The sequence below is a fragment of the Rhodococcus sp. EPR-134 genome, assembly GCF_001647205.1.
Lineage (GTDB): Bacteria > Actinomycetota > Actinomycetes > Mycobacteriales > Mycobacteriaceae > Rhodococcus_F > Rhodococcus_F qingshengii.
On the sequence record NZ_LVCT01000672.1, the window covers coordinates 1 to 24,418 of the forward strand.

Annotated in this window: 23 protein-coding genes and 1 pseudogene; 10 read left to right on the top strand and 14 right to left on the bottom strand. The window is 62.3% G+C overall.

Annotation, left to right across the window (positions count from 1 at the left end; all coding sequences use genetic code 11):
* Together A2J01_RS29035 and A2J01_RS29040 are read right to left on the bottom strand one after the other, a co-directional pair.
* A pseudogene (locus tag A2J01_RS29035) lies at window positions 1–322 on the bottom strand (alpha/beta hydrolase); the annotation flags it as partial.
* Between the two features lie 78 nt (window positions 323–400).
* Window positions 401–1,168, bottom strand: coding sequence for a MerR family transcriptional regulator (locus A2J01_RS29040; protein WP_030536956.1), 768 nt, complete (start codon window positions 1,166–1,168; stop codon window positions 401–403).
* Window positions 1,169–1,343: 175 nt separating this feature from the next.
* On the opposite strand from A2J01_RS29040, the gene A2J01_RS29045 reads away from it, so the two are divergent.
* The 4 genes from A2J01_RS29045 to A2J01_RS29060 all read left to right on the top strand — a co-directional run bounded on the left by A2J01_RS29045 (window position 1,344) and on the right by A2J01_RS29060 (window position 4,829).
* Window positions 1,344–2,294 (top strand): TauD/TfdA dioxygenase family protein, encoded by a 951-nt coding sequence (locus A2J01_RS29045; protein WP_064114119.1) that lies wholly within the window; start codon window positions 1,344–1,346, stop codon window positions 2,292–2,294.
* Between the two features lie 142 nt (window positions 2,295–2,436).
* Entirely contained in the window at window positions 2,437–3,567 is a 1,131-nt protein-coding gene (locus A2J01_RS29050; RefSeq protein WP_030536958.1) for an ABC transporter permease, read from the top strand.
* Window positions 3,564–4,250 carry an ABC transporter ATP-binding protein gene (locus A2J01_RS29055; protein WP_003939803.1) on the top strand — a complete coding sequence of 229 codons (687 nt, stop codon included), beginning with the start codon at window positions 3,564–3,566 and terminating at the stop codon, window positions 4,248–4,250. Before A2J01_RS29050 ends, A2J01_RS29055 begins: the two co-directional genes overlap by 4 nt.
* 27 nt (window positions 4,251–4,277) lie before the next feature.
* Window positions 4,278–4,829: a TetR/AcrR family transcriptional regulator gene (locus tag A2J01_RS29060; protein WP_007732757.1), complete on the top strand. Its 552-nt coding sequence runs from the start codon at window positions 4,278–4,280 to the stop codon at window positions 4,827–4,829.
* A 9-nt stretch (window positions 4,830–4,838) separates the two neighbouring features.
* Here the strand turns inward: A2J01_RS29060 and A2J01_RS29065 are convergent, their stop codons facing one another.
* Window positions 4,839–5,213 carry a nitroreductase family deazaflavin-dependent oxidoreductase gene (locus tag A2J01_RS29065; RefSeq protein ID WP_064114120.1) on the bottom strand — a complete coding sequence of 125 codons (375 nt, stop codon included), beginning with the start codon at window positions 5,211–5,213 and terminating at the stop codon, window positions 4,839–4,841.
* Between the two features lie 110 nt (window positions 5,214–5,323).
* Between A2J01_RS29065 and A2J01_RS29070 the strand changes: the two genes are divergently transcribed.
* The 6 genes from A2J01_RS29070 (at window position 5,324) to A2J01_RS29095 (ending at window position 11,186) form a co-directional block, all read left to right on the top strand.
* On the top strand, window positions 5,324–5,998 hold the full coding sequence (locus A2J01_RS29070; RefSeq protein ID WP_058037649.1) for a TetR/AcrR family transcriptional regulator: 675 nt from the start codon (window positions 5,324–5,326) through the stop codon (window positions 5,996–5,998).
* A 196-nt stretch (window positions 5,999–6,194) separates the two neighbouring features.
* Window positions 6,195–7,667, top strand: coding sequence for an aromatic amino acid ammonia-lyase (locus tag A2J01_RS29075; protein ID WP_003940419.1), 1,473 nt, complete (start codon window positions 6,195–6,197; stop codon window positions 7,665–7,667).
* A 99-nt stretch (window positions 7,668–7,766) separates the two neighbouring features.
* Window positions 7,767–8,882, top strand: coding sequence for an ABC transporter ATP-binding protein (locus tag A2J01_RS29080; RefSeq protein ID WP_003940114.1), 1,116 nt, complete (start codon window positions 7,767–7,769; stop codon window positions 8,880–8,882).
* Window positions 8,879–9,529, top strand: coding sequence for an ABC transporter permease (locus A2J01_RS29085; protein ID WP_003940005.1), 651 nt, complete (start codon window positions 8,879–8,881; stop codon window positions 9,527–9,529). Before A2J01_RS29080 ends, A2J01_RS29085 begins: the two co-directional genes overlap by 4 nt.
* Window positions 9,526–10,266 (top strand): ABC transporter permease, encoded by a 741-nt coding sequence (locus tag A2J01_RS29090; RefSeq protein ID WP_064114121.1) that lies wholly within the window; start codon window positions 9,526–9,528, stop codon window positions 10,264–10,266. Before A2J01_RS29085 ends, A2J01_RS29090 begins: the two co-directional genes overlap by 4 nt.
* An 11-nt stretch (window positions 10,267–10,277) precedes the next feature.
* Window positions 10,278–11,186, top strand: a complete 909-nt coding sequence (locus tag A2J01_RS29095; RefSeq protein ID WP_030536963.1) for an ABC transporter substrate-binding protein — start codon at window positions 10,278–10,280, stop codon at window positions 11,184–11,186.
* Window positions 11,187–11,708: 522 nt separating this feature from the next.
* Here the strand turns inward: A2J01_RS29095 and A2J01_RS36110 are convergent.
* From A2J01_RS36110 to A2J01_RS29150, 11 genes are all read right to left on the bottom strand, one after another.
* The gene (locus tag A2J01_RS36110) at window positions 11,709–11,867 is read right to left on the bottom strand and encodes a hypothetical protein (protein WP_155277930.1); all 159 of its coding nucleotides are present in this window, start codon (window positions 11,865–11,867) and stop codon (window positions 11,709–11,711) included.
* A gap of 121 nt (window positions 11,868–11,988) precedes the next feature.
* Window positions 11,989–12,957 (bottom strand): formimidoylglutamase, encoded by a 969-nt coding sequence (hutG, locus tag A2J01_RS29105; protein ID WP_064114122.1) that lies wholly within the window; start codon window positions 12,955–12,957, stop codon window positions 11,989–11,991.
* A 21-nt stretch (window positions 12,958–12,978) separates the two neighbouring features.
* The gene (gene hutI / locus A2J01_RS29110; RefSeq protein ID WP_064114123.1) at window positions 12,979–14,169 is read right to left on the bottom strand and encodes an imidazolonepropionase; all 1,191 of its coding nucleotides are present in this window, start codon (window positions 14,167–14,169) and stop codon (window positions 12,979–12,981) included.
* A gap of 37 nt (window positions 14,170–14,206) precedes the next feature.
* A complete protein-coding gene (gene hutU / locus A2J01_RS29115) occupies window positions 14,207–15,880 on the bottom strand; it encodes a urocanate hydratase (protein WP_064114124.1) in 1,674 nt (557 codons plus the stop codon).
* Between the two features lie 42 nt (window positions 15,881–15,922).
* The gene (locus A2J01_RS29120) at window positions 15,923–17,359 is read right to left on the bottom strand and encodes a purine-cytosine permease family protein (protein WP_003940251.1); all 1,437 of its coding nucleotides are present in this window, start codon (window positions 17,357–17,359) and stop codon (window positions 15,923–15,925) included.
* A gap of 203 nt (window positions 17,360–17,562) precedes the next feature.
* Window positions 17,563–18,927, bottom strand: coding sequence for an FAD-binding oxidoreductase (locus A2J01_RS29125; RefSeq protein ID WP_003940494.1), 1,365 nt, complete (start codon window positions 18,925–18,927; stop codon window positions 17,563–17,565).
* A gap of 16 nt (window positions 18,928–18,943) precedes the next feature.
* A complete protein-coding gene (locus A2J01_RS29130) occupies window positions 18,944–20,017 on the bottom strand; it encodes a histidinol-phosphate transaminase (protein WP_064114125.1) in 1,074 nt (357 codons plus the stop codon).
* On the bottom strand, window positions 20,014–21,582 hold the full coding sequence (hutH, locus tag A2J01_RS29135; RefSeq protein ID WP_007732730.1) for a histidine ammonia-lyase: 1,569 nt from the start codon (window positions 21,580–21,582) through the stop codon (window positions 20,014–20,016). The genes A2J01_RS29130 and hutH overlap by 4 nt, the downstream gene beginning before the upstream one ends.
* A gap of 109 nt (window positions 21,583–21,691) precedes the next feature.
* Window positions 21,692–22,483, bottom strand: a complete 792-nt coding sequence (locus A2J01_RS29140) for an IclR family transcriptional regulator (RefSeq protein WP_042448445.1) — start codon at window positions 22,481–22,483, stop codon at window positions 21,692–21,694.
* A 91-nt stretch (window positions 22,484–22,574) separates the two neighbouring features.
* The gene (locus A2J01_RS29145; RefSeq protein ID WP_030536970.1) at window positions 22,575–23,237 is read right to left on the bottom strand and encodes an IclR family transcriptional regulator; all 663 of its coding nucleotides are present in this window, start codon (window positions 23,235–23,237) and stop codon (window positions 22,575–22,577) included.
* A gap of 37 nt (window positions 23,238–23,274) precedes the next feature.
* Complete coding sequence (locus tag A2J01_RS29150; RefSeq protein ID WP_064114126.1) at window positions 23,275–24,417, bottom strand: CaiB/BaiF CoA transferase family protein; 1,143 nt, start codon at window positions 24,415–24,417, stop codon at window positions 23,275–23,277.
* Window position 24,418 lies beyond the last annotated feature (1 nt).

The window sequence follows — 24,418 nt, forward strand, 5'->3', positions numbered from 1 at the left end:
CGCGTCGCTGTGCGGGGTCGGTGGATGCGACCCGCGAGATCGCCACTTCGATCGTTTTGCCGTCAGGGACGGAATAGTCCAAAGGTACTGTGACCATGGCGCATTCACTTGCGGTCGACGCTCCGGTGTCTGTGGCGCATGGCCCCCACTCGAGATCCTGTTCGTAGAACGCGCTGAGATTCGATTGTGGATCTTCCTGCGGAGTAGCAGGATCCGAGCACGCCGCCAATGCAGGTACGGCGAGCGCGGCAGCGGCGATTGTGGTAGCCAGCCACCTTCGTGGTCGAGGCATGCGTGATCTGGGCATGGTGAATCCAGTCATTGTCGTGTCCTTGCGTTGAGCCCATTTTCGGGCAGTGTTGGTCACCCCACTTCGAATGTGGGGGTTAATCAGGGGTTTTCAGAGGCGGGATTGACGGGCGGCGAATTCCGCGGCCACAGCCTTCGCGAATCTTTCCTGGGTGACGGTTCGTCGATCCGCTTGGTGTTCGCGCAGTACCGCTACCAGCCGGGTGGGGGAAGCGTCCTCCGGTGCAGCCTGTTCGGGTAGCACGCTCTCGGTGAAGTCGCAGAACTGAATGGCAAGGGCCGCAATCGTGTCCGCGTCAGCCGGTGCGTCGGCGAGGGCATACATGCGAGTTATCAATTCGATGGCCTGCTCGCGGTTCGGCTCGGCCAATACCCGGCGATGGGCGGACAGGAGTGAATCGCAGACCTCGGGATCGCCCCCGGAGACCGTGAGTGCGAGGATCAGAAGTTCACGCTCGTTGTCGATCCACGCTGTCGGCGCACCGGCAACGACGTACTGTGCGAGCACTTCCGAAAACGCGTCGGGTAGTTCAGGATCGGCATTGCGGCGTAGCGACTCGATGTGCGCACGCTGAACAGCGATCTGTTCGGCCTTCGTCGCCAATTCCTTGTCGAGGGCATCGAGTGCGGTCCGAGTGTCGTGAGCGTCGCCGTCGAGTAGTTCGGCGATCTTGGCAACAGGAATCCCCAGATCGCGCAGGCGGCGGATGCGACTCAGTCGTGCCAGGTCCACCGCCCGGTACATGCGGTAGCCGTTGGGTTGGCGTTGTGGTTCTTCGAGAAGGCCGTTCGAGTGGTAGTAGCGCACGGATCTGACGGTGGTGCCGGCCAATTTGGCCAGCTCGCCGATGGTCATCATCGCCCTGCCCTCCCGTGATCGAATCGGATTCCGTCTGTGAAAACCATTCTCCAACCTTGACGCGGCGTCAGGGTCAAGATTCGCGCCGGAGAACGTGACCGTTGACACTTTAAGGAGACGGACTTAATCTGACTTTTGTCCTTTACGACATCGGCGATTTCGAGGAAGTGCCCTGATGGCTACCCTTTTTCCTGCGGCAACAATCTTTCCGATCCCCACCGACCCGCTTGCTGCGTACGGTCCACTCGTTGCTCGCCGGAATCCCGAGTCGGTAGTTCCGGCACCGTACGAACACTTTGCGGTCAAGGCAGTCGCGCCGACGATCGGAGCGGAAATCTCCGGTATTCGACTCGGTGGGGGTCTGTCTGATGCCGTGATTGCGGAACTCCGCCGAGCTCTCCTCGAATGGAAAGTCCTCTTCTTCCGCGATCAGGACCTCGACCGAGCGGAACATCGAGCTTTTGCCGAGCGTTGGGGCGATCTCGAACAGCATCCGTTCTTCAAGTACACGCAGCCCGGGCAGACGGACGTCGATGTTACGACACTGGCGAAGGATGTGATGGTCGGCGGAGTCGAGAACAACTGGCACAACGACGTTACGTGGCACGAGTTTCCTTCGTTCGCAGCAGTTCTTCGTGCGGTCGAGGTGCCGGAGGTGGGTGGTGACACTTTGTGGGCCGATACTGCAGCTGCCTACGATCTGCTTCCTGAAGACATCAAGAAGCGTATCGACCCGCTTGTTGCAGAACACGATTGGATCAACTCGTTCGGCAGGTCGATGCCGGTGGATGCGGTCGAGATGTTGCGTCCGAAGTTCCCCGCTGTGCAGCATCCGGTGGTTCGGATCATTCCGGAAAGTGGCAGGCGGGTGTTGTTCGTCAACATGACCTTCACGCAACGGATCTTGGGTGTGTCAGAAGAAGAATCGAACGAACTTCTCACGATGCTGTATCGCCACGTCAATCGTCCGGAATTTCAGGTCCGTTTGAAGTGGGAGCCGAATACTGTTGCCTTCTGGGACAATCGGACCTGCCAGCACTACGCGGCCAGTGACTACTTCCCGGCTCGTCGTGTGATGGATCGAATCTCGATTGTCGGGGATCGACCGGTGGGCGTCGGGGGCTGATACGACGCTCAGCGCCTCGAGTGTCTACTACGGGAAGTAGTAACGCACCTCACATAGTTTTTCGACGCCTTGTCGATATGATTTCGACAAGGCGTCGATAAAAGTCGGCGTGACTCGCACCGACGACTTTGGAGCTTCCCGAATGTTCCTCGCCCTGCGTGAACTGTGGTTTGCGCGAAATCGATTCCTCTTGATGGGTGCCGTGGTTGCCCTCATCTCGATCCTGATGGTGATTCTGTCCGGCCTCTCGTCCGGCCTGGTAAACGACGGTGTCTCCGCTTTGCAGCGGACGCCGATTCAGGCGTTTGCCTTCGCGCCGGACACCAAAGCCGACTCAGCGTTTTCGCGCTCGGTCGTCACCGAGGAGCAGGCGCAGGCATGGCGCATGCAACCCGATGTCCAAGACGCCGAGCTCTTCGGCAACATGATCGTCAATGCAAAAACTCGCAGTGGCACGCCTGTCGATCTCACGCTCTTCGGCATCGAACCTGGCTCCTTCCTCGAGCCCGTCTCCGCCGACGGGAGGGGGCTGCAAGCCGACACGGACATCATCGTCAGCTCTACCTTCCGTGACGACGGTGTTGCGATCGGTGACACCGTGATACTCGATCGACTCGGTACGGAGCTGACAGTTGTCGGATTCACCGAAGACAAGCGCACTTTCGGTCACGTCGACGTCGCCTACCTGCCCCTGCGTACTTGGCAGGAGGTTCACGCCGGTGCCAAGATCGGCGAAACCGCCAATGCCAGTGCCTATTCCGAAGCAAGTGTTGTTGCGATTCGGGGCATTGGTGGCGCGTTACCGGATCTCGTGTCGGGCGATGCGGCGGCGGGAACGTCCGCAAAGACGCTCGAGGAATCTTTCGACTCCTCACCAGGGTTCTCCGCGGAAATGATGACTATGTCGATGATCAAGGCGTTTCTGTACGCGATTTCGGCCCTGGTGGTCGGTGCATTCTTCAGTATCTGGACGGTTCAGCGCGGTCGTGAACTCGCAGTGTTGCGCGCGATGGGAGCCTCTACCGGCTTCCTGCTTCGTGACGGCATGGCGCAGGCACTGGTAGTGCTGCTTGGTTCCATCGGCCTCGGTGTGTTGCTGGGCTTGGGGCTCGGTTCGGGGCTCGAAGGCGGGGGGATGCCGTTCGCCCTCGAGTCCGGCCCAGTCGTCAACGGCGCAGTGCTCTTGGCGGTACTCGGGCTGGTCGGCGCAGCCGTTGCCATCGTCCGTGTTACCCGTGTCAACCCGCTCACCGCATTGGGAGAAAACCGATGACCACAGTCGAAAAGACCACAACCGGATTGGTATTGACCGCTGTCAGTCTTCGATTCGGTGACGGTGACTCCACCGTGCTCGCCCTCGACAACGTGAACCTGGAGGTCTCGTGCGGCGAACTTGTCGCGATCGTCGGACCGTCAGGCGCTGGAAAGTCGAGCTTGCTCGCTGTGGCCGGCGGACTCGGTCGGCCGTCGAGTGGAACGATTGTCATCGACGGCGTGGACGTGTCGGCGATGCCGGCCCGTGCTCTCGCCAAACTTCGACGAGACAAGGTCGGCTTCGTCTTTCAGTCCGGCAACCTGATTCCAGCGCTGACGGCGCGCGATCAGCTTCGGCTGATTCCCAAGCTCACGGGGCGGCCGGGTCGCGATCCCGAGGAGTTGCTCGACTCGGTCGGTATGAGTCACCGTGCAGATCGTCGACCCGGTCAACTCTCCGGCGGTGAACGCCAGCGCGTCGGTATCGCTCGGGCATTGATGAGCAATCCCTCACTACTGCTCGTCGACGAGCCGACGGCTGCTCTCGACCGCAAACGCAGCCATGAGGTGGTCGAACTGCTCTCGCGCGAAACTCACGAGGCAGGCGTCGCTACGATCATGGTGACCCACGATCACGACGTGCTCGGGCACTGCGACCGCATCCTCGAAATGGTTGACGGTCGGTTGCGTCAGAGCGAGTAAGCCCGCGAGGGGACTGGAGGAGATTCGGTGCCGAGGATCGATGCGCCCACTGTGGTCGAGCATCGTGCTGCTCAGCGCCGTGCCCTCCTCGACGCTGCACACGCTCTTCTGTCCGAGGCCCCGGACCGGCCGCCGGGGCTCGGTGAGGTGGCAGCGAAGGCAGGGCTCGCCAGGTCGAGTGCCTACCACTACTTCCGGTCCCGGGAAGATCTCCTCAGTGCCGTCGTCGAAGACATGTTCCCGCGCTGGAACGACAAGATCGTCGAGGCGATGGCAGGCGCAGACGATCCGGTATGGGCGTACGTCGAGGCAAACCTCCAACTGGTTGCCGACGGGGAGCATGCGATAGTCGGAGCGCTGGCGACGCTGACCCCGCAAACGTTTCGAGATTCGCGGATCATGGAAATGCACGACAGTCTTGTGCTTCCGCTGGTCGAGGCCCTTCGCCTCCGTGGCGTGTCGGACCCGAAGCTCACCGCCAAGTTGATCAACTCGCTGGTGCATACGGGTACTGAACTGATCGAATCCGGTTGCAGCATGGACGAAGTCAGGTCCGCCGTGCGTGAGGTCCTCGCGTGACGGGCACCCTCAGGCCGTAATCAGATCCATCCGAAGGTACTCGGTGATGCGGAGCAGCCTCGGGGGTTGGGACACGTTTGAGGAAAGTGCTTGAAATGCTTCGTCTTTCGCGACGAGGCGTGGGGTGCCGAGTCTCACCTCCGTCTCGTCGACCGACAGTCGAGCGCTTCCCGCTTCCAGGACGTTCTGCACCCAGTCCGAGCCTGATCCGTACACCAGAATGAAGACGTAGCCACCCTCGACCGGATAGGCGTCGAGGGGCGTCCGGTAGGTCGTGCCGGATGTGCGTCCGACGTGAGTCAGTACCGGCCATTTACCGCTCGAAATTGCACGCGGGTTGAACACTCGCTTGTTGACATGTCCCCACCATCTCGGCATCGGCATTGCGATCTCCCTTCGCGAGCGCCTTACGAACGTAAGGCTGGCTTACACCTGTAAGGGTGACTTACGTATGTAAGGTTGTCAACGTATTCGTTCCTCGGAGGGGAGTCTGTGTGTCACGGCAACCGCGACAGTCGCTGAACAGGACTCGCGTAATCGAGGGTGCGATCCGCGTTGCCGACGCGGGTGGTGTCGAGGCCGTCACGATGCGACGGGTGGCCCAGGAGCTGGGCATCGAGGCGATGTCGCTCTACCACCACGTGCCCAACAAAGATGCGATTCTCGACGGCCTCGTCGATGCGGTCTTCGAGGCGATCGACCTGCCCGACAGTGAGTGTGCGGATTGGCGAGATGCAATCCGTGGACGCGCCTTTTCCGCTCGCACAGTCCTGTCGCAGCACCGTTGGGCTCTCGGTCTGCTGGATTCGCGACGCAGCCCTGGCTCGGCGACCCTGCGTCATCTCGACGCTGTGCTCGGAGTGCTCCGGAAGGCCGGGTTCACACTCCCGATGGCCGCCCACGGAGCCTCGCTGATCGACAGCTACATCGGCGGATATGTTCTCCAGGAGGCGAATCTGCCGATCAGCGGGCCCGTCGACGTCGAAGAAGTTGCGAGTGACATCCTCGAGCGCCTTCCGGCTGAAGAGTTGCCCTTCCTTCACGAGATGATCGTCGATCACGGTCTGAGTCCGGCTTACGACCACACGAGTGAGTTCGCCTACGGTCTCGATCTCATCCTCGATGCGCTCGAGGCGCGTCGCGCATCGGCGGCACCGGTCCTCGAATAGCGACGATTCGTGTCCAGTTGCTCACCCTTACTGAGGTGACGCAAGGTTGTGTGCACGCGGGTGAGCTGCAGTGTCCCTATTGACAGGTGGCTGTATATACAGGACTATACATTCATCAAAAGTGACCCAAGGCACATTTCGTAGATGATGTGATGCACGCCCGCGGTGGCCGAGTCCTTCGATCGATGGAGTTCTGATGACTGAACGTCTTCCTGGAGAAGACCGGACGGAAGACGACAATGTCCTGCTCGACGGGAAAGGGTTGTCGGTTCACCGGGTGAACGAAATCGCGCGAGAGCCGGCCGTGATTCGACCTGCCGACGCGGCTCTCGAGCTCACACGGCGGTCATGGGAGACCGCGGTTCGGGTTTCCTCCCGTCAAGCGGTGTACGGGCGCACTACCGGGGTAGGCGGGAATCGCGAAACATCCGTCTCCGACGGTGTGCAGCAGGATCTGAGGCTTCTGAGAAGTCACGCAACGGGATCGGGCCCCAGGCTCCCTGACCGGTTGGTGCGCGCCGCGATCGTCATCCGCACCAACCAGATCCTCAACGGCGGCTCAGGTATGCATCCCGACATCATCGACGGTCTGGTTGCTGCTGTTGCTTCACAGAACCTGCCGACAGTGCACGCACGCGGTGCGATCGGAACGGGTGACCTGAGTGCGTTCTCCGAAATCGCCATGGGGCTGATCGGCGAGAGCCCGCTTCGCGACGGACGCACCGGAATCGGTTGGACTCCGCACCACGGTGATGCACTTCCGTTCATTTCCACCAATGCGATGACGGTGGCGATCGCCGGCGACACCAGTATCGAAGTCGCGGGGTGGCTTCAGCACTGCTTGGTTGTCAGTGTTCTTTCCGTGCTTGCGTCGCGTAGTTCTGTCGAACCGTTTGCTGCACAAGTACAGTCGGCAAGAATGCACTTCGGTCAAGCGGAAGTCGCAGAGCGGGTTCGCGATCTGCTGGCACCACACGACATCACACCCGTGAGAGTTCAGGACTCGTTCGGGTTTCGCGCCCTACCGCAAATCTTGGGTGCCACCTGGCAAGCGGTGCATCGACTGCAGAACACGCTGAGTATCGAGATGAATTCGTCTTCGGAGAATCCGCTGGTGTCGGTCGAAGACGACATGGTGTTCCACAACGGAAATTTCCACGCAATGCCAATAGCCCTTGCAGTCGACGAGGCGAAGTTGGCGGTCGCCAGTGCTGCCCTGCTCTCGCAATGTCGGCTCGCCAACCTCTCCGACCCCGCAGTCACCGGCCTTCGTGCGTTCCTTGCAGACGGTCCCGACGGCAGCAGCGGAACCATGCTTCTCGAATACACGACTTCTGCTGCCATTGCCGAGATCCGCTCGTCGGCGGCACCGGGGTCGTTGGGCCACACGGTAATTTCGCGCGGCACCGAGGATCACGCAAGTTTCGCATCCCAAGCTGCAACTCAATTGGCGGACATTCTTGCCCAATCTCGATTGGTGCTGGCGTGTGAACTGATCTCGGCAGTTCGCGCACTCTCGCAACAACAGCGTGAGCTGGATCCGGCGACCGAGCTCGGCGCGTACCTCGCGCGTGCGCGTTTGGTGCTGGACACGAGGACCGAAGACCGGCCACTCAGTGCAGATCTGAGTGCCGCCGTGAACTTTCTTTCTCAACCGCTCGACCAGTAAGCAGGTGGACCGAATCACAAGTAGGTGTGTGCTCGAACGGAACTCGACCATTTCTCCTGGGTGCGTCCGGACTCAGGTCGACACGAAAGTAGTTCGTAGATGATCAAATTCGACAAGGTCACCAAGGCGTATCCAGACGGAACCATTGCCGTCGATGCTCTCGATCTGGAGTGCCCGACGGGAAAGATCACCGCGTTGGTGGGTCCTTCCGGCTGCGGCAAGACGACCTCACTCCGCATGATCAACAGGCTGATCGAACCGACGTCAGGCACGATTTCGCTCGACGGCGAGTCCACGGCGGGAATGGATCCGGCCCTTCTGCGTCGACGCATCGGGTACGTGATCCAGCACGCGGGTCTCTTTCCCCATCGCACCATCGTCGACAACATAGCGACCATGCCTCGATTGCTCGGTGCGAGTAAAAAGGAATCTCGCACTCGCGCTATGGAATTGCTCGAAACGGTTGGTCTGACGACCAACTTCGCCGACCGCTATCCGTGGCAGCTCTCCGGAGGGCAGCAGCAACGAGTCGGTGTTGCGCGAGCATTGGCTGCGGATCCGTCATTCATGCTGATGGACGAACCGTTCAGCGCCGTTGATCCGGTTGTTCGCGGCCAGCTGCAAGACGAGTTTCTCCGTCTGCAGAAGGAAATCGGAAAAACGATCATCATCGTCACCCACGACATCGACGAAGCGCTGAAACTCGGGGATCAAGTGGTGGTTCTGCGTACCGGCGGCATTCTTGCGCAGGCGGCGACGCCCCTCGAATTGCTGACTCAACCTGCCGACGAATTTGTTGCCGACTTCGTCGGACGTGACCGTGGGTACCGATCGTTGGGGTTCACGACATTGGACGGCGACCTACCGACGGTGTCAGAACCCGTTGCGCATCTGGGCGATTCCGCTGCGGCGGCCCGCGCACTCACCGGCGATACGTGGCTGTTGGTAGTGGATCCCGCGAACAAGCCGCTCGGATGGGTGAGGCCGGACGCGCTCACGGATTGTATCCGCCCGGATGACTTGAATCTCAGTGGAACACTTGCTGATTCCACCGGGACGATGCGCGCTCTGCTGGATGCGGCGCTGTCAGCGCCGAGCAAGCGGGGCGTTGTCGTGGACGACGCCGGACGCCTGGTGGGAACCGTCACTGCGCATGCTGCAGTGGAAGCCATCGAGGCTGCCGATCTGGCTGACGCGGGGAGGGCGCTTCGATGAACTTCGAATGGCTCGGACGTCAGTCCGACCGGATCATGGACTTGGTGGGATGGCATGTTCTGCTGTCGTTGATTCCCTTGGTGATCGGCTTGGTGGTCGCGTTGCCGATCGGCTGGGTCGCCTATCGCAGTCGTCGGTTGCATCCCTACGTGGTGGGGACGGCCGGATTGCTCTACACGATCCCTTCGCTCGCGCTCTTCGTGCTCCTGCCTCCAATTCTGGGTACCAAGATTCTGGATCCGATGAACATCATCGTGGCGCTCACCGTGTACACCGTTGCTCTGCTCGTGCGGGTAGTGGCCGACGCGCTCGATTCGGTTCCGCCGGAGACGGTTCTGGCAGCGACGGCGATGGGTTACCGGCCGTATCAGACGCTGTTGAAAGTGCAGTTGCCAGTAGGAGTTCCGGTGATCTGTGCAGGTTTGCGCGTCGCAGTCGTCTCGAACGTCAGTCTTGTCTCACTCGGCGCACTCCTGGGTATTCCGCAGATAGGTTCCTTGTTCACCCAGGGATTTCAGTTGCGTTTCTACACGCCCATCATCGCGGGTATCGCTCTGTGTCTGGTGCTGGCGTTGATCCTTGATCTCCTCATCATGTTGGCGAATCGGCTGTTGACGCCGTGGACCCCGAAAGTGACTACATCATGATCAGCTTCCTTCTCGACGGATCCCACTGGACCGGGCCGGACGGCATCCCCACCCTTCTCGTTCAGCATTTGATGTACACATTCGCCGCGCTGGCGGTGGCTGCGGTTATCGCGATCCCGCTCGGTCTCTACATCGGACATACGGGCCGTGGCTCCGTTGTTGTTGCTGGACTGGCCAACTCGCTACGAGCGCTGCCGACCATCGGTCTGCTGATCCTACTGGTTCTCATCATCGCGCCGTCATTCCCGAACAAACTCGCGTATCTGATCCCCAGCCTCATCGTCCTGGTGCTTCTCGCGATCCCTCCCATTCTCACCAACACGTACGCCGGAGTTCGAGCGGTCGATCAGGCTGCAGTCGACGCCGCGCGGGGGATGGGATTTCGGTCGATGCGGATCTTGACCGAGGTCGAGATTCCATGTGCCCTACCACTCATGTTGTCCGGCATCAGAAGTGCCGTGCTTCAGATCGTCTCCACTGCGACTGTCGCCGCTTACATTTCTTTGGGCGGACTCGGCCGGTTGTTGATCGACGGAAAAGCTCAGAGCGATTACGGCCAGATGGCGGCCGGAGCCGTACTGGTATCGCTGATTGCCCTGGTTTTCGATCTCGGAATCGGAGCACTGACTGCGCGGGTCGTTTCGCCTGGCCTGACCAGGCGCGATCTGAAGAAGAAGACCGAGAAGACCGCCGCCCCCTCACAGCGCACCGCTGTGCCTGAGCCCGCACCGATCTGAGGACGTTCGACATGAAGAAGGTATTGATCGCCGCGTTGGTCGGCGTGACAGCGGTTGCGTTGTCCAGCTGCGGAATCGGCAAGGACCCCTTGGCTACGGACGGCGGCGGTAGTGCTGAGGGCGCCATCGTGATCGGTTCCGCCGATTTTCCCGAGAGCCAACTGATTGCGACCATTTACGCCGAAGCGCTTCGTGCCAACGGTATCGACGTTACCGAGAAGTTGAACATCGGTAGCCGAGAACTCTATGTACCGGCACTGCGCGACGGTTCCATCGATCTGATCCCCGAGTATTCCGGCGCCTTGTTGCAATATCTGGACAGCAAGACAACGGCGACGGCTTCAGATGAAGTATCCGCTGAAATCGATGCGAAATTGCCCAAGGGTCTGGTGGCTCTCGAGCCCTCGCCCGCAGAGGACAAGGATGTACTTGCCGTCAAACAGGAGACGGCGGAAAAGTATTCGCTGGAGACCGTCGAGGATCTGGTGCAGCATGCCGACGAGTTGACTCTCGGCGGACCGCCGGAATGGAAGACGCGCGAAAATGGCGTCGCCGGCTTGAAGACCAAATACGGCCTGACATTCCGGGAGTTCCTGGCACTCGATGCAGGTGGACCCCTCACGCTCAATGCGCTTCTGAGCGGGCAGATACAGGTTGCCGATGTCTTCAGTACCGATCCTGCGATGCGCTCGGAGAACTTGGTTGCACTCGAGGATACGAAGCACCTCTTCCTCGCGGAGAACATCACGCCGATCATCAACGAGTTGAAGGCTCGCGATGACGTCCGATCCGTGCTCGCGGGGGTTTCGGCGGCGCTGACCACCGAAGATCTCATCGAGATGAACCAGCGCGTTGCCGATCTCGACGACATGAGTGACATCGCTCAGGACTGGTTGCAGGAGAACTCCCTGGTGCCATGATCGAAGGCCGGGGTGGCGTCCTTGTCGTCGGTCGAACAGACGATATCGATACGACCCCGCTCGGGGTAACGTCGCGAAGTCAGGCATGCCTCGACCTCGCGGCGAGCCGTTCCGACCAAGGATGCCGACATGCCGAGAAGCCGACCGCGCACACCCATTGGACGAGTTCGGAACGGCGCAGCCACTACAACCACGGTTGTAGTGGCCGGCCTGTGTCTGGCATCAGGCTGGAACGCCCATGCAGTTTCCGAGTTGCGCTGTAGTTCCGCTCACGACGCCTGGTGGCACCGGACGGGCAATTCTCACCAGCGAGGGCGTCACCGTCATCGAATCACCGCCGGGAACGCTGACCGACCGCGGCGTCGGTGACGGCTCCACCGTCGCTCAGATCGAATCGGTTTACGGCAACGATCATTCGACACGGACGATTCAGACTGAGTCAGGCCAATCGATCTTCGTCACCACCGGTGATCCAAGGCAAGTCGGTAATGGCGACCCCGGAGGGTTGATCGGCTTTTCGATTCACGACGGTACGGTCGGGCCTCCTGTGATCGGTGGTGTCCCCGGCTTCGAGTACTGCTCGGGCAATTCGTCGACTTCGACTTCACGATTGCCGACGGCATCCACATCCGAGGGGTGCGGAACGATCACGTACCCCGAGACAGGCGTTGTCGCCGCCATCGGCAATCTGCAAGGCGGCATCACTTGTGAGGTGGCAAAGGACATAGTTTGGAGTGCTCGGACAGAACTCGTGGAATCAGTTTTCAGGCAGTCCCGTAGATCTGCTGGAGGCGCGCCGAGGCTAGCGCTGAACCGGCACGTGCTTCGTGACTATCCGGTGGATCAGACGAGCAGCCGTTCGGGCAGTGCGATTGTCGACGTCGAGGCTCGGGTTCAGTTCGGCGACATCGAGAACCGCGAGTTTTCCGCTGGACGTGACTCGGTCACATACGTATTGGATGGTTTCGAGGCTGACTCCGTAGGCCGCAGGTGCGCTGACGCCCGGCGCCACAGCTGCAGGCAGGACATCGAGGTCGATGGTCAGGTAGACCAGATCGACGTCGTCGAGGAAGTCTGCGAGGAACTGATCCACGACGCCTCGGCCGATCGCTCCGCATTCTTCGTCGAGCAGATAGCGAACACCGAGGCGGTGAGCCGTGTCGAACAGTGCCGTGGTGTTGCTCGGTTGGCTGATTCCGATCACGCTGTACTGATGCGAGGTGCCTGCCGCGGCTTCGTCCTCGGCGATCTGACGAAAGGGTGTGCCGGAGCTGGATATCGGATCGCCCCGCAGGTCGAAGTGCGCATCCAAGTTGAGGATTCCGAGTTTGGCTCCAGCGGTTCGCAACTCGGAGCCCGCGACGCCGAGGTATGTGCCGTAGGCGATTTCGTGTCCTCCCCCGAGAACCACGGGGAAGTGTCCCGAATCAAGCGCAGTGCTGACGGCGTTCCCGAGTGCGGCCTGACCGGCCTCGAGTTCTTCACCCGACACGGCAACGGTTCCCGCGTCCTGAATCTGCAGTGGTTCGGCCAGCGCCATGGAAGCCAACCCGGCTCGCAAAGCGTCGGGGCCATCCGCGGCACCGCGGCGGCCCTTGTTGCGGCGGACTCCTTCGTCGCTGGAGAATCCGATCAGAACACAGTCGCCGGGAGCTGTTTCGGCTGAATACGGTTGCACGGCATGATGCCACCGCAGATGCTTGGCAGTGGTGCCGTCGGAGCGCCCGGTCCACGGCTTGGGTTCGATGTCGACTGCGATCTGATGTGCCACGACGGCCTCCCGGTGAGTATTTCAGTAGCTTGTGGCGAGTGCGCCGTTTTTCCAGACCTCGCGCACCAGAGGGACGCCCGGGCGGTAGGCGAGGTGGAGGTACGACGGTGCATCGAGCGCGATGGCGTCGGCACGTGTTCCGAGAGAAAGGGTTCCGACGTCGGTGCGCTGCAGCGCCCGGGCGCCTCCTGCAGTGGCTGCCCAGACTGCCTCGGCGGGTGTCATGTGCATGTCTCGCACCGCAATTGCTATGCAGAACGGGAGGCTGGTGGTGTAGCAGGTGCCGGGATTGCAGTCGGCGCCGAGAGCTACTGTGACGCCGGCGTCCAGCAGTGCGCGGGCGTCGGGGTACTTGTTGCGGGTGGAGAAGTCGGCACCTGGCAACAGTGTTGCGACGGTGGAACTCTGAGCCAGGGCGTCGATGTCCTCGGCGGTGACGTAGGTGACGTGATCGACGGACGCGGCTCCCATCTCGACGGCGAGCTGAACTCCTGGCCCTTCGCCGAGTTGATTGCCGTGGACGCGGGGGATCAGTCCAGCGGCGACGCCTGCGCTCAGGACTGCATGTGCCTGTTCGCGGTTGAACGCCCCTCGTTCGCAGACGACGTCGATCCACTTCGCGTGTGGCGCACAGGCAGGGATCATCTCGTCGCACGCCATGGCGACGTAGTCATCGGCGCGGCCGGCATATTCGGGTGGTGGAACGTGGGCGGCCAGCAGTGTGACCTCGTCGGTGAACTGTCCGGCGATCAGTGCGCTGCGTAGTTCGCTCTCGGTGTTCTGCCCGTATCCGGTCTTGCATTCGACGGTTGTGCTGCCCGAGCGCAGGGATTCGTCGAGTAGGCGTCGAACATTGGCCTGCAATTGTTCGTCGGTGGCCGAGCGCGTCGCTTCGATGGTGTTGCGAATACCGCCCGCCGCGTACTTCTCGCCCGCCATGCGAGCTGCGAATTCCTCGGCCCGCTCGCCACCGAACACCAGGTGCGAGTGACTCTCCACGAATCCGGGGAGCAGGGCCCGACCGCCGATATCCTGACCGATATCGGCAGCCGGGGCGTCGGCGGAATCACCGACCCAAGCAACAACGCCCTCGTCGAAAACGATTGCCGCGTCGTGTCGTACGCCGAGCTTGCCCTCACCCAGAGTCGGGTCATTGGTGACGAGGGTTCCGATGTTGGTCAGAACTGTGGTTCGAGAACCATTCGTGGTCAATGTAATTCCTAACTCAGGGTGAGGTGGTGGGGCTGTTTCAGTTCTCGGTCATCGGGATTCGGACGCCGCGGGTGGCTGCCGTGTCGATGGCGTGGTCGTATCCTGCATCCGCATGCCGGATAACACCCATCCCGGGATCGTTGGTGAGAACTGCTTCGAGCTTCTTGGCTGCGAGTTCGGTGCCGTCGGCGATGCACACCTGTCCCGCGTGGATGGAGCGCCCCATCCCGACGCCGCCGCCTTGGTGGAGTGAAACCCACGAAGCGCCGGACGCGGTGTTGACCAGGGCGTTGAGCAGCGGCCAGTCGGCGATCGCGTCGGACCCGTCGATCATCGATTCGGTTTCGCGGTACGGCGAGGCGACCGATCCGGAGTCGAGGTGATCGCGGCCGATGGCGATCGGTGCGGAGAGCTCGCCCGAGGCCACCATCTCGTTGAACTTGAGGCCGGCGAGGTGGCGCTCACCGTATCCGAGCCAGCAGATGCGAGCCGGAAGGCCTTCGAAGGCAACCTTTTCGCCGGCCATGGTGATCCAGCGGCGCAGGTGCTCGTTCTCGGGGAAGAGCTCGAGGATGGCCTTGTCGGTGGCCTCGATGTCCTTGGGATCACCCGAGAGCGCTGCCCAGCGGAAGGGGCCGAGGCCTTCTTCGAAGAGCGGACGGATGTAGGCGGGAACGAATCCGGGGAAGTCGAATGCACGGTCGTAGCCGGCCTTGCGGGCCTCGTCGCGGATGGAGTTGCCGTAGTCGAATACCTCGGCGCCGGCGTCCATGAATCCGACCATGGCCTTGACGTGTGCGGCCATCGCGTTGCGGGAATCTTCGGTGAACTTCTGCGGATCCTTCTCCGACATGGTCTTCATGTCGCCGAAGTCGATGCCGATCGGCAGGTAGGCGAGGGGATCGTGCGCCGAGGTCTGGTCGGTCACGATGTCGATGGGGGCCTTCATCTCCAGCAGCGCCGGGAAGATCTCTGCCGCATTGCCTTCGAGGCCGATGGAGAGCGGCTTCTTGGCATCGCGTGCCGCGGTCGCCAGTTCGAGCGCGTGCTCGATGCTGTCTGCCTTGGTGTCGAGGTACTTGTGGGCGATACGACGGTCGATGCGGGTGATGTCGCAGTCGACGCAGATCGCGACGCCGTCGTTCATAGTGACGGCGAGAGGCTGAGCGCCGCCCATGCCGCCGAGACCCGCAGTGAGGGTGATCGTTCCGGCGAGTGAGCCGTTGTAGCGCTTCTTCGCGATGGCGCCGAAGGTCTCGTACGTACCCTGCAGGATTCCCTGGGTGCCGATGTAAATCCAGGAGCCTGCGGTCATCTGGCCGTACATGGTCAGGCCGAGGTCTTCGAGACGGCGGAACTCTTCCCAGTTCGCCCAGTCACCGACCAGGTTGGAGTTGGCGATCAGCACTCGCGGTGCCCACTCGTTGGTGCGGAAGACACCGACCGGCTTGCCGGACTGCACCAGCATGGTCTCGTCGTTCTTCAGCGTCTTCAGCGTGGCGACCATGGCGTCGAAGGCAGCCCAACTACGCGCTGCGCGACCGGTTCCGCCGTAGACGACGAGGCTGTCCGGGTGCTCGGCAACATCGGGGTCGAGGTTGTTCATGAGCATGCGCAGGGCACCCTCCTGCTGCCAACCGAGCGGCGTGAGCTCGGGGCCGCGGGGAGCACGGACGGGGCGCGGCTCGTGGCCGGGGGTGCTGATTTCCATTGTGTTCTCCTAGCTTGCTGAAGTTCGAAAGACGTTGGGGGATCAGACGCGAGAGTCGGTCATCGCGGTGTGATCGGGGTAGATCATCGACGAAGGGGGATTGCTCGTGCGCTTGGCGAGTGGGTAATAGATCAGCCCGGTGAACACGATGCCGACCAGCCACGAGATGTCGGCGCCGCCGAGCATGTCCGTGACGGGGCCGGTGTACATCTTCTGGGCGAGGAACGGGATCTGGGCGAGAACGCCGGCGGCGTAGCAAGCCAATGCGGTGAAGTTCCATGCTCCGTATCGACCGTTGACGTCGTACAGCGCCGGAATGTCGATGCGTTCCTTGGAGATCAGGTAGTAGTCGATCAGATTGATCGCACTCCACGGCGTGAACACCATCAGCAACACCAGGACGAAGTTCTTGAAGTTGTCCAGGAAGTCGGCGCTGGCGGCGATGGCGATCAAGACCGAGACCGCAGTGAAACCGAGGATGTAGAGGGTGCGCGCGGTGCTCGAGATTCGCGACTGTCCGTTGAAGGCGGTGACGGTGGTCAGGATCGACATGAATCCGCCGTAGGCGTTGAGCACGTTCACCGTCAGCTTGCCGACCAGGATGACGAAGTAGATCAGGAAGGCGATGGCAGCGGGTCCGGCCAGATCTCCCATGAAGCCGACCTGGTTACCCAGGAACGCGTCGCCGGCGCAGGCCGCGACGAGAGCGCCGAAGGTCATGGACCACTGCGATCCGATGACACTACCGAGGAACGTCGACCAGAACGTGGTGCTCTCGGAAGTGCTGCGCGGCAGGTAACGCGAGTAGTCGGCGACGTACGGGCCGAAGGTGAGCTGCCAACCGGCACCCAGCGAGATCGCGAGCAGGAAGGTGACTATGTCGAAGCCCTTGATGCCGACGTACGAGGCGACGTCGTACTCGAGGAACAGTCGAACGGCCAGGTAGGAGAATCCGACGATGCCCACGACGGTGGCGATCCTGCCGACGATGTGGATCAGCTTGTAGCCGGTGACCGCGACGAATGCGGTGAGGAGACCGAAGACGACGATGCCGACGGTGGGGCTGTCGATGTGCAGGATCTTGTTGACGGCCTGTCCGGCCAGCACGGTGCCGGTGGCAGCGAAGCCGAGGTACATCAGGATGACGAGAACAAGCGGTACGACTGCTCCCTTGACGCCGAACTGGGCGCGACTCGAGATCATCTGGGGGAGACCCATACGCGGGCCCTGTGCGGAGTGAAGCGCCATGACAGCGCCACCGAAGATGTTGCCGATCAGAAGTCCGACGATCGCCCAGATGGCGTCCGCGCCGAATACGACGGCGAGAGCGCCGTCGACGATTGCAGTGATCTGCATGTTGGCGCCGAACCAGAGAGTGAACTGGCTGCGCGGGGTGCCGTGTCGTTCTGCATCCGGGACGACGTCGATAGTGCGTCGTTCCGGAGTGAGGATGACCTCGGCCGGTCCATCGTGAGTCATAGGCCTGTCTTTCTGCTGCGAGCCCGTCGAGCGACGGAATCGACGTCGGGGTATTGCCCACCTTCTTCGTGCTTGGTGCTTTGCGCCTTGTGCTTTGTGCGCTGGGTCACTGTCACTGCGGATAAATGTATATGCCTGTATATACAGGCGTCAATACCCGGGACCCGTTTTCGCGTAAATGCTGTGTAACACCGCGCGAGAAATCAGAAACCCTTACCCGGGTTGAGGATTCCGAGCGGGTCGAAGGCAGCCTTGATCGATCGGTGCAGTTGCATGCTGTCCTCACCGAGCTCGAGAGAGAGCCAGCGACGCTTGAGAACGCCGACGCCGTGCTCTCCGGTCAGAGTTCCGCCGAGTTCGAGAGCACGCCGGAAGACCTCGTCCGCGGCGGTCCACACGGCTTCGGGGACCGAGCCGTCGGCAGCGCGGTCGAAGACGAAGGTCGGATGGACGTTGCCGTCACCAGCATGCGCGACAGTCATGATCTTGACCATGTGCTCGGCGGCCGCTCGGTCGATACTCTCGAGCATGTCGGGCAGTTTCGACCGCGGGACCCCGACGTCTTCCACGAGACATTGCCCGAGTCGTTCGGAAGCCGGATAGGCGAGTCGGCGAATCTCGAGTAGCTGTGCGGCTTCTGCCGCGTCCTGCGAGACGGCGACAAAATCGGCGCCCGCCCTCTCGAAGTGTTTCTGCATCGCCGCGGCTGCTGCGTCGGCATCGACCCCGTCGGCCTGTGCGATCAGCATCGCGGCGGTGTTGTCTTCCAATCCGATTCGTTTCCAGTCGTCGACGGCGCGCAGCGTTGCTCGATCGATCAGCTCCAGCAGGCTCGGCCCGATTCCGTCGCGAACGACCGCGGCAACCGCGTCCGCTGCGGAGCGGAGAGAATCGAAACTGCCGACGACGGTGACCGGTGCTCTCTTGGGCTTGGGCTGCAACTTGAGCGTGGCACTCGTGACGACTCCGAGTGTTCCTTCCGAACCGACGAGAAGACTGGTCAAGTCGTATCCCGCAACACCTTTGACGGTCCTTCGGCCTGTCCGCACGATCCGACCGTCGGCGAGCACAACCTCGAGACCCAGGACTGAATCGCGGGTGACGCCGTACTTCACGCAACGCAGTCCACCGGCGTTGGTGGCGATGTTTCCGCCGATCGTGGAGATCTCGAAACTGCTCGGATCAGGGGCGTACATCAGCCCGTACTCGTCTGCTGCTCGACTGATGTCGGCGTTGATCACCCCGGCTTCCACGACAGCGAGTTGATCGTCCGGATTGACCTCGAGAATCGAGCGCATGCGAGTGGTCGAGATGACCAGGCAGCCCTCGACGGCTGCCCCGCCGCCCGCCAAACCGGTTCCCGCACCGCGGGTTACCACCGGGACACGGTGAGCAGTAGCCCATTTCAGCGCCTCGGAAATGTCGGCCGCAGTTTCGGCGAGCATGACGGCCGCCGGATGGCCGGGTTCGGCGAGATGGGCCTCGTCACGGCGGTACGAGTCCATTACCGCAGGGTCGGTGATCAGGCGACTCGAACCGATCGACCGAGCAAGTTCGTGGACGGACATTCTTTTCTCCAGTCGGTCAAAGGTTGTGTGCGAGTGCATCCACAGCGGAGATCACGGCGGCTTCTGCTGCCCGCTCACCTACGGTCACCCGCACTCCCTCGCCGGGGAACATCCGGACCGAGACACCCTGCGCGACGCAGGCCGCTTCGAGTGCAGAAGCTCTCTTGCCGAGAGGGATCCACACGAAGTTGGCACCGCTCGGGACCGTCTCGACGCCGCGCAGAGCCAATTGCTCACGTAGGTGAGAACGACCCTCGGTCACCGTTTCGACTATCGAATCGGTGTGTGCCGGATCGGTCAGGGCCGCGCAGGCCGCGGCCTCGGCAACGGCGCTGAGCCCGAAGGGCGGTGCAGCGCTGCGAAGATCCGCTGCGATCGCCGAGTTGGTGACGGCATAGCCGGCACGAAGTCCGGCCAATCCGTAAGCCTTGGAGAAGGTTCGGAAGACGACGATGTTGGGAAAGGCTCGAAGCAGGTCGACGCCGTCGACGTCGCTGGTCGCGAACTCCCGGTAAGCCTCGTCCAGAAGGATGAGGACGTCGCTCGGGATCGAGCGGGCGAACGAGACGAACTCCGCGGTCGAGAACTCGCTTCCGGTCGGATTGTTGGGGTTGCAGACGAGTACTGCGCGGGTCTGCGGCGTCACGGCTGCCGCCATTGCACTCAGATCATGCCGATGTTCGGAATCGAGTGCGACGGGTACACCGCTCGCCCCGGCGATTCCGATCAGTATCGGGTACGCCTCGTAGCTGCGCCACGGGTAGACGACTTCGGTGCCAGGGCCCGTGTATGCGGTCAATACCTGCTGGAGCAGTGCCAACGACCCGGCGCCGACCAGTACCTGGTCGTCGCCCACGCCCAGACGGTCGCTCAACCGGGCTATCAGTGTGTCGCCGAACAGCGACGGATACAAGTGTGAGTGTGAGGCCGCGAGATTGACGGCCTCGAGAATGGCCGCCGAGGGTGCAACCGTCGACTCGTTGCTCGACGCCCGCCACCGAACCTGCTCGAGGCCGGCGGCTTTGGAGTATCGAGGAAGCGCTTCGATTTCGGGTCGGGGGCGAGGCCTCAGCGCACCGGGCGCGCTCATGCCAGGGCGCCGATCGCGTTCTCTGCAGCCGCAACAAGTGCACCCGATGCCGCCAAGTCCACCGCGGCCTCGATCTCGGGGGACAGGAAGCGATCGGTACCCGGCCCCTGCACCTTCTCGCGCAGGGTCCGAAGGACGGCTCCGGTGGCGGGGGAGGGCTCGAGTGGGGAGCGCAAATCGATTCCTCTTGCTGCAGTCAGTATCTCGATCGCGAGAACTCGGGTGAGACCGTCGATGGACCGGCGGAGCTTGCGTGCACCCGACCATCCCATGGAGACGTGATCTTCCTGCATGGCCGAGGAGGGAATCGAATCGACACTGGCCGGGCTCGCGAGTCGCTTGAGTTCGGACACGATGGCAGCTTGTGTGTACTGCGCGATCATCAGTCCGCTGTCGACACCGGGGTCGTCGGCGAGGAAGGGGGTCAGACCGTGATTGCGTGCTACGTCGAGGAAGCGGTCGGTTCGGCGTTCGCTGATACCCGCGACATCCGCGGTCACGATGGCGAGGAAGTCCAAGACGTAGGCCACGGGAGCTCCGTGGAAGTTACCGTTGGATCGAACCCGTCCGTCGAGGGTGACAACGGGATTGTCGACAGCACTGGCCAATTCGCGCCCGGCGACGAGGCGGGCGTGATCGACGGTGTCGCGTGCGCCGCCGGCGACCTGCGGTGCGCACCGCAGTGAGTACGCGTCTTGAACCCTGGTGCAGTCAGGGCCCGCATGGCTGGCGACGATCGGGGAATCGGCAAGCAGACGCACCATGTTCGATGCGGCCGCGCCCTGGCCGGGGTGGGGGCGAAGCGCTTGGAGGTCCGCGGCGAACACCTGATCGGTGCCGAGCAAGCCCTCGACGCTCATGGCGGCAGCGATGTCGGCCAACTTGAGCAGATGATCGAGATCGGTGATCGCAAGGGCCAGTTGACCGAGCATCCCGTCGGTACCGTTGATCAGTGCGAGGCCTTCCTTCTCGGCCAGAACCACCGGTTCGAGACCATGGGCAGCCAATGCCGTTGCCGCATCGGTGAGTTCACCGTCGGCGGTGCGGACGGAACCTTCACCGATGATTGCCATCGCCACATGCGCCAGTGGTGCCAGATCTCCCGAGCATCCGAGGCTGCCGTATTCGTGCACCACCGGGGTGATGCCTGCGGTGAGTAGGTCGGCGTACGCCTGTGCGACTACAGGGCGCACTCCGGTTCGCCCGGTGGCGAGCGTCGAAAGACGCAGAAGCATCAAGGCCCGGATCACTTCGCGTTCGACTTCCGGTCCCGAACCTGCCGCATGTGAGCGGATCAGGCTGCGCTGCAACTGTGTCCGCAGATGCGCCGGAATGTGCCGGGTGGCAAGTGCGCCGAATCCGGTGGAAACTCCGTAGACCGGTGTGGGGTCTGCGGCCAGCGCTTCGATGCGTGCACGACTTTCGGCGATCGCGGCCAGTGATTCCGCGGTCAATGCAACGCCGTATCCGTTGCGCGCGACGTCGACGACGTCGGCGATGGTGACAGCGCCGATTCCGACCTCGATGGTTCGGGTGGCTGTCTGGGTGGCAGGGGTGGCGTTCATGGGACTCCAATGATGATGCGTGGCTATCTAACAAAGTCTTGTATACGAGACTCTAGTCTTGAATATGAGACGAAAACAAGGCCCACAGAGTGCGAAACGGAGAATTTTGTTACATGTCTGCGGTCGGGGTCTCCACCATTCGATCTCCGAGATCGGCGGAGAACTCGGCGCTGACGGTGCGCACTCGGTCGGCGATCAGGGCACTCTCCTCGGCCGATTTGGAGCCGGAGAGGAAGGTGACGCCGAGAGCTGCGACCGGACGACCGTCCCGTGTGATCACGGGGCTGGCGATGCAGTTGATCCCGGATGTCGTCGCATTCTCTTCGACCGCATATCCGCTCTCACGTGCTGCGGCGAGCAGTTCTCGCAGTTCGGCGAGCGTCGACGGTCCCGTTCCGGTCCGCGTCGGCCAGGTGTACCCCTCGTAGAGCGCGCTGATCTGTTCCACGTCCAGACGGCTCAGAATTGCCCGCCCGACTGCGGTGAGATGCGCCGGAAGGCGGGTCCCGATCTCGGTCACCAACCGAACGCCGGGCTTCAGAGGTTCACGTTTGTCGAGGTAGATGACGTCAGAACCCTGAAGTACCGCCAGATGGGAGGTCTCGTCGGTCGACTGAGTGAGTGCCAGCATGAATCGTTGGCCCTCACGGTGAAGTGGGCCGGACCGCATGTACGACGCACCGACTTCGAACGCCGAGACACCCAGGGTCCAGGCGCGTTGATCAGCCCAGTACGAGACGAACCGTCGATCCCGCATGACATTGAGGAGGTGATGCGTCGTACTCTTCGGCAGCTCGAGGGCGCTGGAGATTTCTGCCGTCGCCAGCGGCACACCCCGGCGGGCCAGGAGATCGAGCACGTCGAGCACGCGCTCAGCAGATTTCACGCGGCTCGTCGTCATATGGGGTGTGTCCTTACGGGTAGGGCTGAGGTGGGAGCGGGGACCCACATTGTCTCGGATACGAGACTGAATCGCCAAGTGCTCGGGGTGGTCAGGGAGTCTGGTTGCCGAGTTCCGCGGACAACCGGGCGCAGTGCTCCACCAAGACGCGGCCGTGGCTGGCGCAGACCTCGTCCGTCAGACGGAAGGTCGGGCCCACGACGCTGAGCGCTCCGGCTATCTGACCGACCGCGTTGTAGATCGGCGCGGCAACTCCGGTCGAGTGATCCTCGATGGTGTCGTGCGCAATGGCGTACCCGCTCTCGCCTACCTTGCCGCTCAACGCTGCGCCGACGGCGGTGCCGTCCAGGGGAACGCTCTGGCCCACCCACCCCATGTGGCGGATCGCGTGCGTGCCCTCGATCTGATCGAGATACAGCGCAGTGTCTTTCGGTCCCTTCGTCGACAGGTAGGTCGACTCTCTCGTGGTTTCGGCGATGGCCTTCATCGCGGGCCGCGCTCTCGGCAACAGTTGATTGTCACCGAGTGCGCGAGCCCCGATCTGTAGTAGCCGCGGGCCGACGCGATAGACGTTGTCCTCGCCGCGGACGACGAACTCGGTTTGTTCGAGGCTTCTGATCAGGCGAAGCGCGGTACTGGTTGCCAGATCGGTTGCCTTGGCGGCGTCGCCGAGCGTCAACCCGCCGTGCTCGACGATCGCACCGAGAAGTTCGAACGTGCGATTCGCGCTGCGGGTCACGTCGCCGGGGGCCATGTCCTACTCCAAGTGCCGAGGGATGTCTGCGCTGAATCTATCGCGAGCCCGGCAGTACCTCACCGTGGTGCTCGTCCAGCAGGGGACTGCGGCGGACATCGGGGCGTCGGCTATCACCGAACACGACGGGTTGTCGTACGTAGGAGATTTTTCCTGCTACCGGGTGCTCGAACGATTCGACGACTCCGCGATACTCGGCCTGCGCGGAGGTGAGTGCCTGCTGGACGTCCCAGATTTCCGAGCCGGCGAGGCCCGCGTCGCCGAGAATACCGACCACGTCGGCGACGGTCTTTCCGGCAGCCCAGTTTTCGATCTCCTTGCGCAGTGCCGGTTCGTTCTCGGTCCGGGCGGTGTCGTCGGCAAATCGAGGATCTGCGATCAGGTCGACGCGATTCATCGTCTGCGCCAGCTTCTCGAAACCCGACTGGCTCGCAACCGCGAGGACGAAGAGTCCGTCGTCGGCCTTGTAGGTGTCGAAGGGTGTGGAGACAGGATGACGGTTGCCGACGCGTGGGGGAGTGAGCCCGGTGGATTGCAGTTGGCTGTGTGCTGTCGGCAGCATGGCGAGCATGCTGTCGAACATCGCGACGTCTAGGTGCTGCCCGAGTCCGCTCGCCCGTGCACTCAGCAGGGCGGTACTGATTCCCCAGGCGGCGAACAGCCCGGCGACCAGGTCTCCGAACGACTCACCCAATCGTGTCGGCCCGGATTCCTCCGAACCGGTGATGCTCATGATTCCCGAAAGAGCCTGGACTACAAGGTCGTAGGCGGCGGCTCCGGACATGGGCCCGTCCTGTCCGAAACCGGAGATGGACGCGTACACGATCCGCGGATTGCGAGCCCGCGCAGCCTCGTAGTCGATTCCCAGGCGCTTGGTGACGCCGGGGCGAAAGTTTTCGACGACGACGTCGGCGGTCTCGATGAGCGTCAGCAGCGCCTCACGGTCCTCGCCGTTCTTGAGGTTGAGTGCCACCGAACGCTTGCCGCGATTGAGCACGTTGAAGTAGATGCTCTCGCCGTCGCGGAACGGGCCGAGGTGCCGAGAGTCTTCACCGTGTTCGGATTCGATCTTGACGACGTCCGCACCGGCGTCGGAAAGCAGTGCGGTGCAGTAGGGTCCGGCAAGGACGCGCGAGAGGTCGATGACCCGGATGCCGTCGAGTGGGGGAAGTGCAGTCATG

Excerpts from the sequence above, each read along its gene's own strand:
- A2J01_RS29090 (WP_064114121.1), top strand. The coding sequence starts at position 9,526 with ATGATCAGCTTCCTTCTCGACGGATCCCACTGGACCGGGCCGGACGGC.
- A2J01_RS29125 (WP_003940494.1), bottom strand. The coding sequence starts at position 18,927 with ATGTCCGTCCACGAACTTGCTCGGTCGATCGGTTCGAGTCGCCTGATC.
- A2J01_RS29075 (WP_003940419.1), top strand. The coding sequence starts at position 6,195 with ATGACTGAACGTCTTCCTGGAGAAGACCGGACGGAAGACGACAATGTC.
- hutH (WP_007732730.1), bottom strand. The coding sequence starts at position 21,582 with ATGAACGCCACCCCTGCCACCCAGACAGCCACCCGAACCATCGAGGTC.
- A2J01_RS29050 (WP_030536958.1), top strand. The coding sequence starts at position 2,437 with ATGTTCCTCGCCCTGCGTGAACTGTGGTTTGCGCGAAATCGATTCCTC.
- hutU (WP_064114124.1), bottom strand. The coding sequence starts at position 15,880 with ATGGAAATCAGCACCCCCGGCCACGAGCCGCGCCCCGTCCGTGCTCCC.
- A2J01_RS29080 (WP_003940114.1), top strand. The coding sequence starts at position 7,767 with ATGATCAAATTCGACAAGGTCACCAAGGCGTATCCAGACGGAACCATT.
- A2J01_RS29040 (WP_030536956.1), bottom strand. The coding sequence starts at position 1,168 with ATGATGACCATCGGCGAGCTGGCCAAATTGGCCGGCACCACCGTCAGA.
- A2J01_RS29045 (WP_064114119.1), top strand. The coding sequence starts at position 1,344 with ATGGCTACCCTTTTTCCTGCGGCAACAATCTTTCCGATCCCCACCGAC.
- A2J01_RS36110 (WP_155277930.1), bottom strand. The coding sequence starts at position 11,867 with ATGGCGGCGACAACGCCTGTCTCGGGGTACGTGATCGTTCCGCACCCC.
- A2J01_RS29150 (WP_064114126.1), bottom strand. The coding sequence starts at position 24,417 with ATGACTGCACTTCCCCCACTCGACGGCATCCGGGTCATCGACCTCTCG.
- A2J01_RS29085 (WP_003940005.1), top strand. The coding sequence starts at position 8,879 with ATGAACTTCGAATGGCTCGGACGTCAGTCCGACCGGATCATGGACTTG.
- A2J01_RS29065 (WP_064114120.1), bottom strand. The coding sequence starts at position 5,213 with ATGCCGATGCCGAGATGGTGGGGACATGTCAACAAGCGAGTGTTCAAC.
- A2J01_RS29130 (WP_064114125.1), bottom strand. The coding sequence starts at position 20,017 with ATGAGCGCGCCCGGTGCGCTGAGGCCTCGCCCCCGACCCGAAATCGAA.
- A2J01_RS29055 (WP_003939803.1), top strand. The coding sequence starts at position 3,564 with ATGACCACAGTCGAAAAGACCACAACCGGATTGGTATTGACCGCTGTC.
- A2J01_RS29120 (WP_003940251.1), bottom strand. The coding sequence starts at position 17,359 with ATGACTCACGATGGACCGGCCGAGGTCATCCTCACTCCGGAACGACGC.
- A2J01_RS29095 (WP_030536963.1), top strand. The coding sequence starts at position 10,278 with ATGAAGAAGGTATTGATCGCCGCGTTGGTCGGCGTGACAGCGGTTGCG.
- A2J01_RS29140 (WP_042448445.1), bottom strand. The coding sequence starts at position 22,483 with ATGACGACGAGCCGCGTGAAATCTGCTGAGCGCGTGCTCGACGTGCTC.
- A2J01_RS29145 (WP_030536970.1), bottom strand. The coding sequence starts at position 23,237 with ATGGCCCCCGGCGACGTGACCCGCAGCGCGAATCGCACGTTCGAACTT.